This window comes from Pyrinomonas methylaliphatogenes (genome assembly GCF_000820845.2).
GTDB classification, from domain to species: domain Bacteria; phylum Acidobacteriota; class Blastocatellia; order Pyrinomonadales; family Pyrinomonadaceae; genus Pyrinomonas; species Pyrinomonas methylaliphatogenes.
Window position 1 is genome coordinate 956,507 of sequence record NZ_CBXV010000008.1, and the last position, 18,369, is coordinate 974,875.

9 protein-coding genes are annotated in these 18,369 nt (G+C 59.8%); 7 read left to right on the forward strand and 2 right to left on the reverse strand.

The features are described 5' to 3' along the window. Window positions 1–52 precede the first annotated feature (52 nt). The gene (gltB, locus tag PYK22_RS15335; RefSeq protein ID WP_041978596.1) at window positions 53–4,585 is read left to right on the forward strand and encodes a glutamate synthase large subunit; all 4,533 of its coding nucleotides are present in this window, start codon (window positions 53–55) and stop codon (window positions 4,583–4,585) included. 70 nt (window positions 4,586–4,655) lie between these two features. Further along, the gene (locus PYK22_RS15340; protein ID WP_083437905.1) at window positions 4,656–6,152 is read left to right on the forward strand and encodes a glutamate synthase subunit beta; all 1,497 of its coding nucleotides are present in this window, start codon (window positions 4,656–4,658) and stop codon (window positions 6,150–6,152) included. A 151-nt stretch (window positions 6,153–6,303) separates the two neighbouring features. Here PYK22_RS15340 and PYK22_RS15345 read toward each other — a convergent pair whose 3' ends face one another. Continuing rightward, a complete protein-coding gene (locus tag PYK22_RS15345; protein ID WP_041978598.1) occupies window positions 6,304–10,074 on the reverse strand; it encodes a TonB-dependent receptor in 3,771 nt (1,256 codons plus the stop codon). 468 nt (window positions 10,075–10,542) lie between these two features. On the opposite strand from PYK22_RS15345, the gene PYK22_RS15350 reads away from it, so the two are divergent. Together PYK22_RS15350 and PYK22_RS15355 are read left to right on the forward strand one after the other, a co-directional pair. Further along, a complete protein-coding gene (locus PYK22_RS15350) occupies window positions 10,543–10,995 on the forward strand; it encodes a c-type cytochrome (RefSeq protein WP_041979304.1) in 453 nt (150 codons plus the stop codon). A 364-nt stretch (window positions 10,996–11,359) separates the two neighbouring features. After that, complete coding sequence (locus PYK22_RS15355; RefSeq protein ID WP_041978600.1) at window positions 11,360–12,907, forward strand: DUF445 family protein; 1,548 nt, start codon at window positions 11,360–11,362, stop codon at window positions 12,905–12,907. A 53-nt stretch (window positions 12,908–12,960) separates the two neighbouring features. On the opposite strand, the gene PYK22_RS17045 is transcribed toward PYK22_RS15355, so the two are convergent. Then, complete coding sequence (locus tag PYK22_RS17045; protein WP_060635757.1) at window positions 12,961–13,626, reverse strand: regulatory protein RecX; 666 nt, start codon at window positions 13,624–13,626, stop codon at window positions 12,961–12,963. A 336-nt stretch (window positions 13,627–13,962) separates the two neighbouring features. Here PYK22_RS17045 and truB point away from each other — a divergent pair, with 336 nt between their 5' ends. The 3 genes from truB to yhbH all read left to right on the forward strand — a co-directional run bounded on the left by truB (window position 13,963) and on the right by yhbH (window position 18,367). After that, on the forward strand, window positions 13,963–14,877 hold the full coding sequence (truB, locus tag PYK22_RS15370; RefSeq protein ID WP_041978604.1) for a tRNA pseudouridine(55) synthase TruB: 915 nt from the start codon (window positions 13,963–13,965) through the stop codon (window positions 14,875–14,877). A gap of 233 nt (window positions 14,878–15,110) precedes the next feature. Further along, the gene (locus PYK22_RS15375; protein WP_041978607.1) at window positions 15,111–17,048 is read left to right on the forward strand and encodes a PrkA family serine protein kinase; all 1,938 of its coding nucleotides are present in this window, start codon (window positions 15,111–15,113) and stop codon (window positions 17,046–17,048) included. Between the two features lie 161 nt (window positions 17,049–17,209). Beyond that, on the forward strand, window positions 17,210–18,367 hold the full coding sequence (gene yhbH / locus PYK22_RS15380; RefSeq protein WP_041978610.1) for a sporulation protein YhbH: 1,158 nt from the start codon (window positions 17,210–17,212) through the stop codon (window positions 18,365–18,367). Window positions 18,368–18,369: the final 2 nt, after the last annotated feature.

Here is an 18,369-nt window from a genome sequence, read left to right on the forward strand (position 1 = left end):
CCGAGCGGGGAAGACCCGAGATACGGGAAGTTTTTGAAGTTCAGAAGTGACCATGAAAGACGCAAACTGTTTTGGCTTGCCGGCACCCGATGGCTTATACGATCCACAATGGGAGCATGATGCGTGTGGCGTAGGATTCGTCGTTGATATCAAAGGGCGTCGATCACACAAGATTATCGAACAAGGGATTCAGATTTTAGAGAACTTGGTGCATCGCGGAGCCTGCGGTTGCGATCCCGAAACAGGCGACGGGGCTGGGATTCTCATTCAGATTCCGCACGAGTTCTTGCGGCGCGAGCGGTCGCTTCCAGCCGAAGGGCGGTATGCGGTCGGCATGGTCTTTCTGCCGCGCGAGCGTCATGACCGCGCGCTGTGCGAAGCGTTGATCCGCGCCGTGGTCGAAGAGGAGGGGCAAGAGTTTCTCGGCTGGCGTGACGTTCCGGTTGACAACACGAAGCTCGGGACGCTAGCGCGCGCCTCCGAACCCGTGATCCGTCAATTCTTCGTCGGGCGAGCGGCGCGCATTACAGATCAAGAGGCTTTCGAGCGCAAACTCTTGGTCATCCGCAAAGTGATCGAGAGCCGCGCCGAGAAACTACCGCTCAAACAGGGCGAATGCTTTTACATTTGCAGCCTCTCGTCGCGCACCGTCGTTTACAAGGGGCTGTTGCTGGCGCATCAGATCAGCGGATACTATCTGGACCTGCGCGAATCCGCGGTGGTGAGCGCGCTGGCGCTCGTGCATCAGCGTTTCAGCACGAACACTTTTCCTACTTGGCCGCTCGCGCATCCGTACCGGATGCTGGCGCACAACGGCGAGATCAACACCTTGCGCGGCAATCGCAACTGGATGCGCGCGCGTCAAGCGCAGCTTCGCTCGGCGCTTTTCGGTGACGATGTGCGCAAGCTCATCCCGCTCGTGACCGAAACGGGGAGCGATTCGGCGACGCTCGACAACGCGCTCGAACTGCTCGTGCGTGGCGGGCGGAGCTTGGCGCACGCCATCCTCATGCTCATCCCCGAAGCGTGGGACAAGCACCAGTTCATGTCGCCGGAGCGCAAGGCATTTTACGAGTACCATTCCTGTTTGATGGAGCCGTGGGATGGGCCCGCGGCGGTCGCCTTCACCGACGGCGTCTCGATCGGCGCCGTGCTCGACCGGAATGGATTACGCCCAGCGCGCTACTGGATCACTGAAGATGATCTGGTCATCATGGCTTCGGAGACGGGCGTGCTCGATCTGCCGGAAGAGCGCGTCCGCCACAAGTGGCGCTTGCAACCCGGGAAGATCCTTCTGGTCAACACCGAAGAGGGGCGCATCGTCGATGATGACGAGATCAAGGATCGGCTGGCGCGCCGCCGTCCTTACCGCGAATGGCTCGACCTCAATCGCATAGATTTGCGCGAGCTTCCGCCGCCGCCGAAGTCGCATCAACCCGATCATTTGACCGTGCTCGAACGGCAGAAGGTTTTCGGCTACACGCTCGAAGACCTGCGGATGATCCTTGCGCCGATGGCGCGCGATGCGGAAGAGCCGGTCGGTTCGATGGGCAACGACACGCCCGTCGCCGTTCTTTCCGAGCGCCCGCAGCTTCTTTACAACTACTTCAAACAGCTCTTCGCGCAGGTGACCAATCCGCCGATCGATCCGATCCGCGAAGAGATCGTCATGTCGCTCGCCGACTACATCGGCAAAGAAGGGAGTCTGCTCGAAGAGACGCCCGAACAGTGCCATCAATTGCGCCTCTCGTCGCCGATCCTGACCAACGAAGAGCTCGAAAAACTGCGCCACGTCGAACATGGGGACTTTCGCGCGCGCACGCTGAGCATGCTCTTCGATCCCGAAACCGGTCCAGCCGGGATGGAAGCCGCGTTGGTCTCGCTTTGCAAGCAGGCGAGCCGTGCGGTCGCCGATGGCATAAGCATCATCATCCTGTCGGATCGCGGCGTCGATCGCGAGCACGCGCCCATTCCGGCTCTGCTTGCGACGTCGGCGGTCCACCATCATCTGATCCGCGAAGGGACGCGCACGGCGGTCGGTCTGGTGGTCGAGTCGGGCGAGCCGCGCGAAGTGCACCATTTCTGTCTGCTCATCGGCTATGGCGCGAGCGCCGTCAACCCCTATCTCGCCTTCGAAACGCTCGCCGACATGATCCGCGAAGGGATGCTGCCCGACGGGCTGACCTTCGACAAAGCGTGTCGCAACTATATCAAAGCGATCAACAAGGGGTTGCTCAAGACGATGTCCAAGATGGGCATCTCCACTTTGCAAAGTTATCGCGGCGCGCAGATTTTTGAAGCGATCGGGCTGCATCAGGAGGTGATCGACAAGTACTTCACGCACACGGCTTCGCGCATCAGCGGCGTGAAACTAGAGACGATCGCTGAAGAGACGCTGGCGCGCCATCGCTTCGCCTATCCGCCAGCGCACATCCCCGAAGAGATTGAACTCGATCCCGGCGGTTGGTATCAGTGGCGGCGCGGCGGCGAGTTTCACATGATCAATCCCGAGATGGTCGCTAAACTTCAACATGCGGTCCAACTCGGCGATTACCGCGTCTACAAAGAGTATGCGGCGCTGGTCAACGAACAGAGCGAACGCCTAGCGACGCTGCGCGGGCTGTTCCGTTTCAAGAAGACCGATCCCATCCCGCTCGAAGAGGTCGAACCGGCGAGCGAAATCGTCAAACGGTTCGTCACGGGCGCGATGTCGCTCGGCTCGATCAGCCGCGAAGCGCATGAAACCATCGCCATTGCGATGAACCGTTTGGGCGGCAAGAGCAACACGGGCGAAGGCGGCGAAGATCCGGAGCGCTACCGGCCCGATCCGAACGGCGACAACCGTCGCAGCGCAATCAAGCAGGTTGCCTCGGCTCGTTTCGGCGTGACGACGCACTATCTGGTCAATGCCGATGAATTGCAGATCAAGATGGCGCAAGGAGCTAAACCGGGCGAGGGCGGACAACTGCCGGGCCACAAAGTTGACAAGTACATCGCCAAGCTTCGCCATTCGACGCCGGGCGTGACGCTGATCTCGCCGCCGCCGCACCATGACATCTACTCGATCGAGGATCTGGCCCAACTGATCTTCGATCTCAAGAACGTCAATCCACAGGCGCGCATCTCGGTCAAGCTCGTCTCCGAAGTCGGCGTCGGCACGGTCGCTGCGGGCGTCGCCAAAGCGCACGCCGATCACATCTTGATCAGCGGTTATGAAGGCGGCACCGGAGCCTCGCCGCTCAGCTCGATCAAGCATGCCGGCATCCCGTGGGAGCTGGGGCTGGCCGAGACGCAGCAAGTGCTCGTCAAGAACCGCCTTCGCGGGCGCGTCGTGTTGCAAACGGACGGGCAGCTCAAGACCGGTCGCGATGTGGTGATCGCCGCGTTGCTCGGCGCGGAAGAGTTCGGTTTTTCGACCACGGCACTGATCTCGCTCGGCTGCGTGATGATGCGCGTCTGTCACCTGAACACGTGTCCCGTCGGCATCGCCACGCAGGATGAGGAGCTACGCCGGCGTTTCGCCGGAAAGCCGGAGTATCTGGTCAACTACTTCATGTTCGTCGCCGAAGAGGTGCGCGAGTTGATGGCGCAACTCGGTTTCCGCCGCTTCGACGAGATGATCGGGCGTGTGGATCTGCTCGAGATGAAAGAAGCCATCGATCATTGGAAGGCGCGCGGCGTGGATGTGAGCGCGCTCTTGCACATGCCCGAAGCTGGACCAGACGCGCCGCTGCGTTGCGTCGAGAGACAGGATCACGGGTTGGAGCGTCAACTCGATGTGCAACTCCTCGAACTCTGTCGTCCAGCGCTCGAACGAATAGAGCGCGTCGAGCTCAGCTTCCCGATCCGTAATTCGAATCGCACTGTCGGGACGATGTTGAGCGGCGAGGTGGCGCGTCGCTACGGCGAAGCGGGCTTGCCCGATGACACGATTCGTCTTCACTTCAAGGGTTCCGCCGGACAGAGCTTCGGCGCTTTTCTGCACAACGGCATCACGCTCGTTCTCGAAGGCGATGCCAACGATTATCTCGGCAAAGGCATCTCAGGCGGGCGCATCATCGTCCGTCCGCCGCGTGAAAGTCGTCGCCCCGCCGAAGAGAACATCATCGCCGGAAACACCCTGCTTTATGGGGCAACGGGCGGGGAAGTCTTCTTGCGCGGCGTGGTCGGCGAACGCTTCGCCGTGCGCAACAGCGGCGCGCGCGCGGTAGTTGAAGGCGCGGGCGATCACTGTTGCGAGTACATGACGGGCGGCGTGGTGGTCGTGCTCGGTCGAACGGGGCGCAATTTCGCCGCTGGGATGAGCGGCGGAGTCGCTTACGTGTGGGACGTTGACGGACTATTCGCCCAGCGCGTCAACGACGGCGGCGGTTCCATCCTGCTCGAGGAGGTGACCGACCCGGAAGATCTCGCGACGCTGCGCGATCTCATCGAGCGTCATTACTTCTACACCGATAGCGAGCGCGCCAAAGCGGCGCTCGAAAACTGGGGCGAGATCAAACGTCAGTTCGTCAAAGTGATCTCGGTCGAGTACAAGAGGATGCTCGCCGAACTCAAAGAAGAACAACAGGCGGCTTTCGTCTAAATGTCGAAGCGACACTGCGCCGCTTAAGCGGAGCGGCGGCGCAATCTAATTCAAGCGTGTCGAGGTGAAGATGGCAGATCCGAAAGGCTTTTTGAAGTACACACGAGAGAACGCGCCGCGTCGCCCGGTCGAAGAGCGCAAGCGCGATTGGCGCGAAGTCTATCTGCCGATGGAACCGGAACGGTTACAACGGCAAGCGGCGCGCTGCATGGATTGCGGCATCCCTTTCTGCCATCAAGGCTGCCCGCTGGGCAACATCATCCCCGATTGGAACGACCTCGTCTATCGCGGCAGATGGGAAGAGGCACTGGCGCGCCTTCACGCGACCAACAATTTCCCTGAATTTACGGGCCGCCTGTGTCCTGCGCCGTGCGAAGCGGCCTGCGTGCTCGGCATCAACCAGCCGCCGGTGACGATCAAACAGATCGAGCAGCAGATCATCGATTATGCCTTCGAGCGCGGTTGGGTGCGGCCCGAACCGCCCGAAGTGCGCACCGGCAAGCGCGTCGCGGTCGTCGGCTCTGGTCCGGCGGGGCTCGCCTGCGCGCAGCAGTTGAACCGCGCGGGCCACTGGGTCACGGTCTTCGAGCGCGCGGATCGCATCGGCGGACTGCTCCGCTACGGCATTCCGGATTTCAAAATGGAGAAGCAGGTGCTCGACCGGCGCCTTGAGTTGATGGAGGCCGAAGGCGTCGTCTTCAAACCAGGTGTCGAGGTCGGCGTGGACATCACGGCGGAAGAGTTGCTCGCGCGTTTCGATGCCGTGTGTCTTGCCATCGGCGCGACGGTCCCACGCGATCTTCCCGTTCCGGGGCGCGAGCTTCGAGGCATCCATTTCGCGATGGACTACCTGACCCAGCAGAACCGCATCAACGCCGGCGATCACATCCCGCCGGAAGAGCGCATCACGGCTGAAGGCAAGCGCGTGGCGATCATCGGCGGCGGCGACACGGGCGCAGATTGCCTGGGCACAGCCCATCGTCAAGGCGCAGTGGAAGTCTATCAGATCGAGCTTCTGCCTCAACCGCCGCGCGAAAGAGACCGGACCATGCCGTGGCCCACCTATCCGATGATCCTGCGCACTTCGGCGGCGCACGAGGAAGGCGGCGTGCGCGAATGGAGCATCAACACTAAGAGGTTCGAAGGTGACGAATGCGGCAACGTCCGTCGGCTCCACGCCGTGCGTCTCGAATGGGACGAAAATCGCCGCATGCGCGAGATTCCGGGCTCCGAATTTTCGCTCGAAGTCGAACTGGTGCTGCTGGCGATGGGTTTTCTCCACCCGCAGCAGACCGGATTGCTGGACCAGTTAGGAGTCGAGCGCGACGCGCGCGGCAACGTGAGGACCGAAAATTACGCGACCAGCGTCCCGGGCGTTTTCGCTTGCGGCGATGCGCGGCGCGGACAGTCGCTGATCGTGTGGGCGATCGCCGAAGGGCGCGAGTGCGCGCACTACGTGGACCGCTACTTGATGGGCGCCTCCAGCTTGCCGCTGAGCGGCGCCGCGAGGGGATTTCGTCCAACCTCATTGCGCTCCACGTGTTGTGCTCCGGTAGCGGCTTTTTGACAGGCGCAAACTTGAGCCGGATCTTCAGATCAGCTTAGGCCGGTGGAGAAAGCGCTCACAAGTTTCTCAATGACCGGAAGGCGCTGCTAAGTAAAGCCCGATCTAGCACTTTGCTAGATCGGGCTTTGAGTCTTCCCTCCGCTCCGGACAGTCAGAAGCTGAGCGTCGCTCGCAGATTGATCGTTCGGTTACCGGTCGGCGCCCCCACGATGCCGAACGTCGTGCTGAAGACGTTGGCGTCGGGGAATCCCCAACGGGGATGGTTCAGAACGTTGCTCGCGCTGACGAACAGCTCAAGGCGCGTCTTCTCAGTGAGCCCGAACTCCTTCGTGAGCGAAGCGTCCAACTGGAACGTGTTTCGATCGCGCAGGAAGATCAACTGCCCGAACTCACCAGGCGTAGTATTCGGGAGCAAGAACTGGGGATTCGCGCGCCCATCCGGGCCGATCAAGCTCGGATCAACGGCGAGGCGCTGTAGATCGGTTATGCCTACCCGGTTCACGCGTTGAAGCTGTGCGTCGAACATCTTCTGGAGTTGCTCCAGCGTGACACCCGGAGCGAGTTGCACGCCGCTCGCAGCCGGGTTGTTCGTATTGTTGACCGTCTGGAAGCCGCCGGTCAGTTGAATCGGCGCTCCCGTCTGGAAGACGAAGATCGCACCGAGCGTCCATCCTCCGATCAGCGCGTTGAGGAAACGGTTATTGATGGACAACCAACGTCCGCGCCCGATCGGCAAGTCATACGTCCCGAAAGATTGGATGACGTGGCGAATGTCGAAAGGCGAGACTCGCTTGTCCAGTTTGATGTTACGCAGGGTTGTGAAATCGAGACTCTGGTTCTGATTGTCAACGGCGAGATTCGTGAGGCTCTTGCTCCAGGTGTAGTTCGTCGTCCACGTCAGCCCTCGCTGGAAGCGCTGCCGCAGTTGAACCTGCAATCCGTTATAGCTATGCCATCCCGTATCGTCCACATAACCCAAGCGTCCCGCGACATACGGATTGAGCAGGAAGAAGTTGATCGGGTAAGGACCGGGCGCATTATAGCGTGGATCGATCCGCAGGCAGGGGCTGAAAGAGCTTCCGAACATGCGGCAAACGTAGTTCGAGTTCGTCGCCAGCGTCGTCGCCAGCGCGCCAGCGGCTCCGGTCTGCAACTGTGTGATGAAGGTCGGATTTTGATACCCGGAGCCAGCGGCGATGGCCGGGACTCCGCCGCGCGCCCCGAAGGCCGCGTCGAAGATGGGCAGAGGCACTTGGCCGGGGAGCCCGCGGTACTGGAAGCTGTTCACGCCCGCCGCCTGATTGATGGCGAGATTTCGTTGCGCGTTCTTGAACTCTTGCAAGAAGCCGTTGTTGAAGATGTCCACTTCGTTCAGATTGCTGGTGCGCCAGGCGAGTTTGGAAGTGTTCCCCACGTACCGAACCTCAAGCACGGAGTTCTTCCGCAGCTCGCGTTGAATCCCGAGATTCCAGTTGATCGTGTAGGGCGCGCGAAGCGTAGGATCGAAAGCGTTGATCGTCCGCGCGAACGTTTGATCCGCTTGATTGATGACCTTCTTGTAATCGGTCGTCGTAAACGCGAACGAGTTTACTGTCAGCGGGCTTGCCACGAGGTCCGAGAGCGTGTAGAACGCCGGAAGATTCGTCTGGCCCGGCTGTCCGGGGATGAGCGGGATCGCGTTGATGAATTTGCCCACATTGGGGCCTAGGTTGGCGGCGAAGAACTGCGTCCCCTCGTCGTAGTAGCTGATCCCGTAATAGGCGCGGATCACGGTCTTCTCTTCGCCCAAGAGTTTACCTAGCAAGCCCGACCGTTTAGGCGGATTCCAGGCGAGGCCGAGATTGGGCGCGAAGTTGCGCCAATCGGTCTTGTATGGAGCGCGTCCCACATAAAGCAACGGCGGGCCTCCGCTCAATACGCTCGCCATATCGGGAACGGCTGTGATGCCTTTGCCGTCTTTCATCGGGCCTTGGATCTCCCACCGCAATCCGTAATTGAGCGTCAGGTTCCGCGTGACGCGCCAGCGATCCTGCGCGTAAACGCCTCCCATGAGCGAATTCGTCCACGTGTAGTTGATGAAACCGTCATATTTGAAGGTGTCAGGATTCACGACGCGGGTGAAATTCGCCGCCGCCACTCGCCCTACTAGGAGATTGTAGAGATTTAAAGGGTTCCCCAGTTCCGTCGGATTGATCCCCGGAATCGTCGCGGTCGTAAAGGCGGTAGCGGCTTGCAGCGGATCGCCTGCAGGCGTACCCAGGGTGTAGGTTGGTATGGGGAACACTTCGGCCGTATCGTTCCACACGGTCTTGCGGAAGCTGCCGCCGAGCGTGATCGTATGCTCGCCCCGGTTCAAAGTCAGCGTGTCATAGATCGTCGTAATGTAATGGCGTCCCGTCACGTTCTGTTGGTCGATGAACGGGACTGTGACGTTGAAAGGCAGCAGCGTGCCGATACGCAGCGGCTTGCCATCGAATTGATAGTAGGGGCCGTATTCAGCGCGCGTGTTGCTATCGCCGCTATGCTGCACTCCGTAGCGGAATTCGTTGAACGTCTGGGGCGAGAGGGTCGACTGCAGCGCCATGGACCAGATGTAGTAACCCAGGCGGAAGGGGTTGACGCGATTTAGCCCGGGCACGGGAAGGCGTCGCTGCCCAGGTTGCCAACTGTGATAGTAGTTCCACGTGAACGTGAACTGCTCCCCTGGCGTGATGTGGTAATCGAATCGCGCCGTGGGGAAGTACTGATAGAGATTGTTCTCTTCATCCCACGTGTAGGTGTCGTTGTTGAGATCGTTATCGGGGATCTTCGCCGCATATTTTGTCGCTTCGTTGTTGAGAGCCAAAATGGCCTGCGTCACGCGATCGAGGCGTGTGGGCAAACCCTTAGCCGCCGCTAGATCCAGAACGTTCACGGTCCGTATCTGATTCGTCGTGCCGCTGACGATGTAAGTGTAGATCCCGCGCTGAGCTTCAGGCGTCGGCACCGTGAACGTCGTCGTGACTCGCATAGGCTGCAACCGCCGCTCGTAGTTCACGAAGAAGAACATCTTCTTCTTCCACGAACCGAACGGGATCAGGGGGCCGCCGAGATTCCCGCCGTAATCGTGGCGGCGAAACCAAGTCCGCGGCAACCCTTGCGCGTTTCGGGCCCAAGTATTGGCGTTGAACCGCTCGCTTTGCGGTTCATAGAAGAGGCTGCCGTGATATTCTTCTCCGCCACGTCGGGTAACGAATTTGATGTTCGTGCCGCTTTGCGCTCCGGAATCGGCGCCCAATCCTCCGGTCTCGACCGAGACCTCTTCGACAGCCCCAGGCCTTATGGGAACGGTCATGAAGAATACCGTCCCGCCGCTTTTGAAGCCGTTCGAGGCGTTGTTGATGCCATCGACGGTGACGTTGAGCGCTCCGCCGGCTAGGTTGTTGTACCTAGTGCTTCCGCCAGTTGCCGGAGCCGCCCCCGGAGCGAGCCGAGCCAGGGCGAGCACGTTGCTGCGATTGGCCAGCGGCAGCCGCGTGATCGTCTCTTTCGGGATCGTGCTTGTCACCAGTTGCGAGGTCGTCTCCAGCATGGGCGATGAGCCGCTCACGACTTCGACGGTCCCGGTCATCTGACCAACCTCTAAGCGAATACGCACGTCCGTCGTTTGGCTCGTCGAGACGACGATGTTCGAGACGACCGCCGCCTGAAAGCCCGGCGCCGTCACCGTTACCTCGTACACCCCGCTGGACAGATCCGGGAAAAGGAAGGTCCCTTGTTCGCTGGAGGTCGTCTCCTTCGTGAGCCCGGTGTGCGTGTCTTTCAACACGACCTTCGCATTTGGGACGACAGCCCCCGTCGGATCCTCGACGGTCCCGGAAATCGAGCCGACGATGCGCAACTGTGCCAAGCCCAAGGGGCCGCCCAGCATCAGCGCGAGCATCGCCAGGAAAATTATTCTTCGGCCCAGCATCCCGCCTCTTGGGACTGCGACCGCAATAAAGGCGCTGGGGATGCCTCCCCCTAGATACTTCGACTTCATTCTCGCCCCTCCGTCGTCAAAATTTAGGGTGTGGTTAACATCCTTAGAGGGTAGGCCCCCGTACTGCCATGTCTTGAACGATTTGAGGATGAATTGAATAAAATTAACGTGAATTTAGGGCGCGAATCCCTTCCGGTTCTTCTTGCGACCGAGGCGCGTCGTCCATCGTGACAGCCGGAGCGGACTGCGGGGCATCGCTCGCGCGGTTGACCGAAAGTTATTCGGCGAGATCGTGTGCAGCGCGTCGCACACGGCGAAATCGCTCGCCCGGTTTACCGAAAGTTATGCCGATCGCTATAACCAAGTGGATATTGACAAAACGGGATTTTCCGTGTATCTGGGGCAAAGCCATCCGTAAGGAGTGTAATGATGAAGGTCACGAAACTTCTTTCGGCCCTCTTTCTGTGCGCTCTCGTCGCAGGTTATTCGTCCCTTCGCGAACCGCTAGCGCAGACCGGGCAAACGAGCGCGCCCTCATCGGCGGCGCTCATCGAGCGCGGCAAATATCTGGTCGAACGAGTCGCCATGTGCATCGACTGCCATTCGCCACGCACGCCGACTGGAGAGTTCGATCAGAAACGCTGGTTGCAGGGAAGCGTTCTCGACTTCGCGCCGCGCCATCCGATCCCGAACTGGACCGATATTGCGCCGGCGATCGCCGGGCTTCCCGGCTACACCGAGGAAGAAGCGGTGCGTCTGCTTGAAACGGGGCTCGGGCCCAACGGCAAACCTCTGCGCCCGCCGATGCCGCCTTACCGGTTGAATCATGAGGACGCGCTGGCGGTCGTCGCCTATCTCAAATCGCTTGGCGGGAAGAAGTAAAAATCAGCGGCGACGAGAGGGTCCGTCTCATTCGGCACCACATTTAAGCTCTTTGAGCGCGCGGAAGCCGATCACCTTGTCGATGCCTTCGGCACCACAATTAAGACCATTTGCGCCTCAAAGCGGTGAAGGGGGCGCATCCTTAACTGATCTCGCGGTTTGACGGGACCGCTTCGGCGGACTCATCGAAGACAACCAAATCAGGTTCCGCATCCTTGACGGGGCTCGCGGTTGACGCCGCCCATCCCTTCTGTTTAGCATTCGCTGGTCAACCAGCGAAACATCTTCGAACGGCAGGGGAGGCTCTTCGACGATAGACCGGCAGACCGCGATCGAACTGCTGATCATAGTCATTGTCGCGACCGTGCATGGGTATGCGGCGGCATGGCTCGCCGTACGGATGCTCTTTCGGCCACGCCATCCGGTCAAGCTCTTTGGCATCACCATCTGGCCGCAGGGGATGATCCCGCGCCATCGCGAGCGATTGGCCGAGACGATCGGGCGTGCCGTCGGCGAAGAGTTGGTTTCGCAAGAGACCGTCACCAGAGCGCTCTTTGATACGGGCTTCTTCCGGAGGAAGATCGAATCCTTTCTCTCCGCTTATGTCGAAGAGGCCTTGAGCCGCGAATACGGATCGTTCCTCGATATTTTACCGGCCAAACTGCGTGCGCCGACGCTCGAAGCCATCGCCGCGCTTCAGCGACGCATTGCCGAGCGCATCACAGCTCTTCTGAGCAGTCCGGAGATGAGGGAGTCTGTGCGCGCGTTTGTCGAACGGCGCGCCGATGAGTTGCTCGCCCGCCGTCTCAACGAAGTGCTCGATGATGAGGCCTTCGCGCAAGCTGTGCGCTTCATCGAAGAGCGCTTTGCGCGCATCGTGCGCGAACCCGGATTCGAAGCGCGCGTGCGTTCCTTCGTCTGCGAGCGCTTCGCCGAACTTACCCATAGCGCCGCGCCGCTCGCCGAACTTTTCACACCCGAAACTATCGCCATCATCAAAGAGCACATCAGCCGGCAGATGCAACCCATCGCGCATCAACTGGCCGAGATCGCCACTTCCGGTCGCACGCGCACGCAGATCGGCGCGCTCATCAAGCGCGAAGTGGACGATTACTACGCCCAGCTCTCCTTCTTCAAGAAGATCTTCATCTCGCGCGAGCGCATCCACCGCGAGGTCGATGAACTTGTCAACAACAGCCTGCCGCGCAAGATAGACGAATATCTTCGCGGTGAGGCCTTCGCCCAAGAGGCCGTGCGATTCCTGCACGCGACGATCGACAGCGTGCTCGAACGCCCGATCAATGAGATCACGGCGCAGATCTCTCCTGATAAACTCGCCACCATCCGCGAGCAGATCACCATGCGCCTCCTCGCCTTCGCGCGCAGCCCCGAAGTCACAAACGCGGTTTCGCTCTACGCCCGGGAAGCGATGGAGCGCATTCGCCCCCACACTCTGCGCGCTTTGTTGCAGCACATCAAGCCTGAAGCCGCGCCCCAACTCAAAGAGCGGTTGGCGCAAACCCTCTTTCGCGCCATCTCACGACCCGAAACGGCGCAAGCGATCAACGCGATCATCAACGCACAGATCGAACGGTTGCTCGTCGCGCCGATCGGGCGATTGAACAGCTACATCTCCGAAGATCTGATCCGACAAGCGACTCAAGCGCTGGCAGATCGCATCGTCGCTTCGGCGCAGGAACGACTCCCCGCCACGATCACGGAGTTCGATGTCGGCGGCATCGTTCGGCGCAAAGTCTCCGATTATCCGGTCGAGAAACTGGAGGAGCTTGTCCTATCGGTCTCGCGACAGCATCTGCGCACCATTGAACTTTTCGGTCTCATCATCGGTTTCATGATCGGAGTCGTGCAAGCCGCTTACTTCTACGCCGCGCGCTACTGGTTCGAGCGCTAGCCGCAATGCGCGCCGATCTTCGAGTGCGGCTTCGCCAACGCCGCCCGCGCGGGTCAGTCTTCCGATTGGTCCAATGTGAATCCGCGCAAGCGGTTCATAATGAGTTCGTGCTGAAACCCGGCGCGCAGCAGGTGATCGTAGAGCCTCTTCAGTTCGGCGCGTGAACGCGGGAGGCCGGTTCGCGCGATCCGCCGTTCGATCGCGCGGTCGAGCAGCTCTTCTTCAGGATTTTCGGCGAAGACCGCCTCGATCGCTGCGCGCGCCGTCTCTTCGGCGACCTTTTGGGCGGCAAGTTCACGCAACAGACGGCGCTTGCCGACGGGCTTTCGCTTGACGCGATAAGAGGCGTAATCGAGCGCGAACCTCTCATCTTCCACGTATCCATACCCGCGCAGTTTTTCGATCGCCTCTTCGACCGCCTCGGCGCTGGCCCACTCCTTTTCGAGCAATCGCTCGCGCAGTTCGCCTTCGGAGCGCGGACGCGCCGCGAGCAATCGGATGGCGCGCTTCATCACTCGCTCGCGCGCTGGCTCTTCTTTGAGAGGCGCTTCATCGGGGGGGTCGGCGCGCTGGCGAGGCCTCAGAGAGCCGCGCTTTCGAATCCCCTCTGGATCGCCCGTTTTGCCCTCTTCGGCGAGCGGCTCGATTTCGCGCCAGTTTCGCGCGCGCTTCGGTTCGCGCTCCGCCTCGTCGGTCTCCGTGGAGCGTCCTTTTCGCATCGCGCTTCAACTTTAATTTCAAAACGAGTCGGCGCGCAAATCGCAAACCGCTCGGCGCTTGTTTGATTTCGCGCGCCATGATGTTCAATCGGCGTTCGCGCCTCTTTCGACGCCATCATTCATGTGCGTGCGGTTACGAAAAGCGCCTTGGCGTATAATCGGCGTTGACGCAAAAGGAGGTAATATCATGGCTCTCCCTCTAGCGCTGCCGGTCTTTGCGGAGCATCTATCGCTCGGGCGCGCTTCCGAGATCAGGCGCGAATTCTCGTGAGGAGATAATCGCTTCGAACGTTGGACTGTTAAAGCGTTGAATCTGGAGGGCGCAAGGGACACGCGATGGATGGGATCCTCGTCATCGACAAGCCTGCCGGCTGGACCTCGCACGACGTCGTTGCGCGCGCGCGCCGCATGCTCGGCGAGCGACGGATCGGACACACGGGGACGCTCGATCCGTTCGCTACGGGCGTGCTCGTGTTGCTCGTCGGGCGCGCGACGCGACTGGCGCAGTTCCTCGCGGGGGCGGAAAAAGAGTACGAAGCGATCGTCCGTTTCGGTTACGCGACGGTGACGGGCGATCTGACGGGCGCGCCTTGCGAAGAGGCGAAAGAATGCCCCATGTGGGATGAGGAGAAGATCGAGGGGGCGATAAAGAGTTTGCGCGGCGAGATAGAGCAAGTGCCTCCTCTCTATTCGGCGAAGAAGATCGGTGGGCAGAAGCTTTATGAACTCGCGCGGCGCGGTCAGAAGGTCGAGAGACGACCTCTTCGCGTCGTCATCTATGAGCTTGAAGCTTTGCGTGGAGATGGAGCCTTGCTTCGACGAAATAGCGATGGGACGTGCGATCTGCGCGTGCGCGTGCGCTGTTCGGCGGGAACCTATGTGCGCGCGCTCGCTGAAGATCTGGGGCGGCGGCTAGGGATCGGCGCGCACCTGAGGGCTTTACGGCGAACGCGCGCAGGGGCCTTTAGTCTCGCCGACGCCCTTACGCTCGATGAATTGGAGGCGATCCTCTCTCACGGAGGATCGCCGCTCTTACCAGCTGAGGCAGCGTTACGCGAACTGCCTTCGCTGCATCTAACAGAAGACCAAACGCGCCGCATCCGTCATGGTGCGACGATATCATCGGTCGGCGAAGGTTTGGGCGAAGGGCAGATGGTGCGTTTGCACGATGAGGCGGGACGATTGGCGGCGATCGGCGTTTATGCGCGCGGGCGCATACAGCCGCGCATCGTGTTGATGCCAACGAAATAAAGATTGACTCAATTCTCCCCTTGCTGTGTTATACTTAATGCAGTTTTAGAGCGCGTCGGCTGCGCTCGCCGCTGGAAGCGAACACACCGCCGGTTAAGCTCAATCGTTCTTGACAAAGCGAGACGTTCAGGGGGCATGAAACCGAGTCCGGTTCTCATGCTTCAAGTTTGGGGTGTAAATGGCGTTCGTCGTTTTGATGGGCGCTTAGCTCGCACTAGTGCAGAAGAAGAGATATGCAAGAGCAGAACAGAAACAAGGGTTTCGACATCAGCGAACGGTTGGAGCAGTTGAGGCGTGAGCGCGAAGCCCTTCGCTGGGAAGGGACTTTCCGCGACTACTTCGAACTGGTCGTTCAGAACCCGAAATTGGCGCAACTGTCGCACGCGCGCATCAACGAGATGATACATGCGGCGGGTGTGGAGAAGATCAACGAGGGCACCCGCGACGAAATCATACGCTATAACTTCTTCGCCCGAGAGCTCTTCGGCATCGAGGAGTCGATCCAAAAGATCGTCGAGTATTTCAAATCCGCCGCGCAGCGGCTCGAAGTGCGCAAACGCATCCTGCTGTTGATGGGACCGGTCGGCGGCGGTAAATCGACCATCGTCAATATGCTCAAACGCGGGCTCGAGGAGTGGACGCGCACCGACCAAGGCGCCGTTTACGCGATTAAAGATTGTCCGATGCACGAAGAGCCGCTACATCTGATCCCACACGAACTCCGTCCGGAGATCGAAAGGCTCTACGGAATCTACATCGAGGGCGATCTCTGCCCGCAGTGCCGTTACATGCTGGAGCACACTTATGGCGGGCGGCACGAAGATGTGCGCGTGCATCGCATCGTCTTTTCGGAAAAGGATCGGATCGGCATCGGCACCTTCGCCCCGTCGGATCCGAAGAGTCAAGACATCACGGAGCTTACTGGCTCGATCGATCTTTCAACCATCGGCGAAGTGGGCGTCGAATCGGACCCGCGCGCCTATCGGTTCGACGGCGAGCTGAACATCGCCAACCGGGGCATCATGGAGTTCGTCGAGATGCTCAAAGTCGATGAGAAGTTTTTGTACTCGCTCTTGACGCTTTCGCAAGAGCAGAGCATCAAGACGGGGCGCTTTGCGATGATCTACGCCGACGAGGTGATCATCTCGCACACGAACGAGAACGAGTATTTGGCTTTCGCCGGAAACAAGAAGGCAGAGGCCTTACAGGATCGCATCATCCTCGTGCGCGTGCCATACAACTTGCGCGTGTCGCAGGAAGAGCGCATCTACGACAAGCTCCTGAAACAATCGGAAGCGCTCAAGAACGTCCATATCGCGCCTTACACGCTGAAGGTCGCGGCGATGTTCGCCGTCATGACGCGGCTCGAAGAGCCGAAGCGCGCCAACGTCGACATCGTCAAGAAGATGAAACTTTACGATGGCGAAGATGTCGAGGGATACAAGTCGAAGGACGTGCGCGAGCTCAAAGAAGAGGCCGAGCGCGAGGGCATGGATGGCATCAGCCCGCGCTACATCATCAATCGTCTATCGTCGGCTCTGGTGCGCGATGGCGTCACTTGCTTGACGCCGATCGATGCGCTGCGCGCGATCAAAGATGGCTTCGACACGCACACCGGCATCACGCCCGAACAGCGCGAGCGCTACTTGAACTTGATCAGCTTGGCGCGCAAAGAATACGACGAGATCGCCAAGGTCGAGGTTCAGCGCGCCTTCGTCTACTCGTTCGAGGAGATGGCGCGCACCCTTTGCAATAACTATCTCGATAACGTCGAGGCCTACTGCAACAAGGAGAAGATCAAAGATCCGATCACCGAAGAGGAGATGGAGCCAGATGAGCAGTTGATGCGCTCGATCGAAGAGCAGATCGGGATCACCGAGAACGCGAAGAACACTTTCCGACAGGAGATCCTGATCCGCATCTCGTCCTATGCGCGCAAAGGGAAAGCGTTCGATTACACCTCGCACGAACGGTTGAAAGAGGCGATCGAGAAGAAGATCTTCGCCGATTTGAAGGACGTGGTGAAGATCACCACCTCGACCAAGACGCCCGATCCCGATCAATTGCGGCGCATCAATGAGGTGATCGATCGCCTCATACGCGAGCATGGTTACTGCCCCGTTTGCGCCAATGAGCTATTGAGTTATGTCGGCACGTTGTTGTCGCGTTAGCGAGCGATGACGATTTGGCGATGGCCGCCGCCGCCGCCCGCCCGCGCTTTTGTGGTGATAAAGCGCGGGCGAAACTCTTCGAGGGAAGGTGCTTCAACGAAGCGAGAGGAAGATTGGGAAACTTGAGGGTCGAACCTCTGTTGAGCGAATGGTGAAGTCCCATGATGATTCAGCGCAACGATTGGTCGCTGCAGCGTAAGGGGATCATCGATCAGGAGCGGCACAAGGAGCGGGTGCGCGAGGCGATACGACAGAATTTGGGCTCCATCGTCTCGAACGAGGCGATCATCCTCTCCGATGGCAAGAAGACCGTCCGCGTCCCGATCCGCTCGCTCGAAGAGTACAAATTCCGCTTCGATTATCGCAAACGGCGTCATGTGGGCCAGGGCGATGGGAAGACGAAGGTCGGCGACGTGATCGCGCGCGAGGGGCAAGGCGGACCCGGAGCGGGCGCTGGGCCGGCAGGGCAAGAGGCCGGCAGCGAATACTATGAGGCCGAAGTCGAGATCGACGAGATCGCCGCTCTGATCTTCGAGGATCTGCACCTGCCGTTTCTCGAGGAGAAGGCCAAACGCGCCGTCCCGTCGCGAGCCACGCGCTTTACCGAGATAAGGCGCACGGGCATCTTGGCGAATCTGGATAAACGCCGGATGATCCTCGAGAACATCAAGCGCAACGCGCGCGAAAGGAACGATCCGCGCTTCGGCAACGTGAAGAAGGAGGATCTGCGTTTCAAGGCCTGGGAAGAGATCCCGCACTATGAATCGAACGCCGTCGTCATCGCGATGATGGACGTCTCGGGTTCGATGGGCGAGTTCAAGAAGTATATCGCTCGTTCATTCTACTTTTGGATGGTCCGGTTCCTGCGTACCAAATATGATAACGTCGATATCGTCTTCATCTCGCACCACACGGAAGCGCGCGAGGTCACCGAAGAGCAGTTCTTCACGCAGGGCGAATCGGGCGGGACCGTCGTCTCTTCAGCCTATCGTCTGGCGCTCGATATCATCCGCGAGCGCTATAACCCGCGCGATTGGAATATCTATCCGTTCCATTTCTCCGATGGCGACAACTATTACTCGGATAACGAAGAGGCCGTGCGCTTGGCCGATGAGCTGATCGCGACTTGCAACCTCTTCGGCTATGGCGAGATCGGGGAGGAGGGCGGAGCTGGTTATCGGCGTTCATCCGGCGCGCTGCTTTCGATCTTCAACGACCGGTTGAAGAATAAGGAGCGATTCGTCGGCGTGCGCATCGACGACAAAGAGGACGTCTATCCGGCGCTGCGCCAATTCTTCGGCAAACGGGGCGAACTATAGCT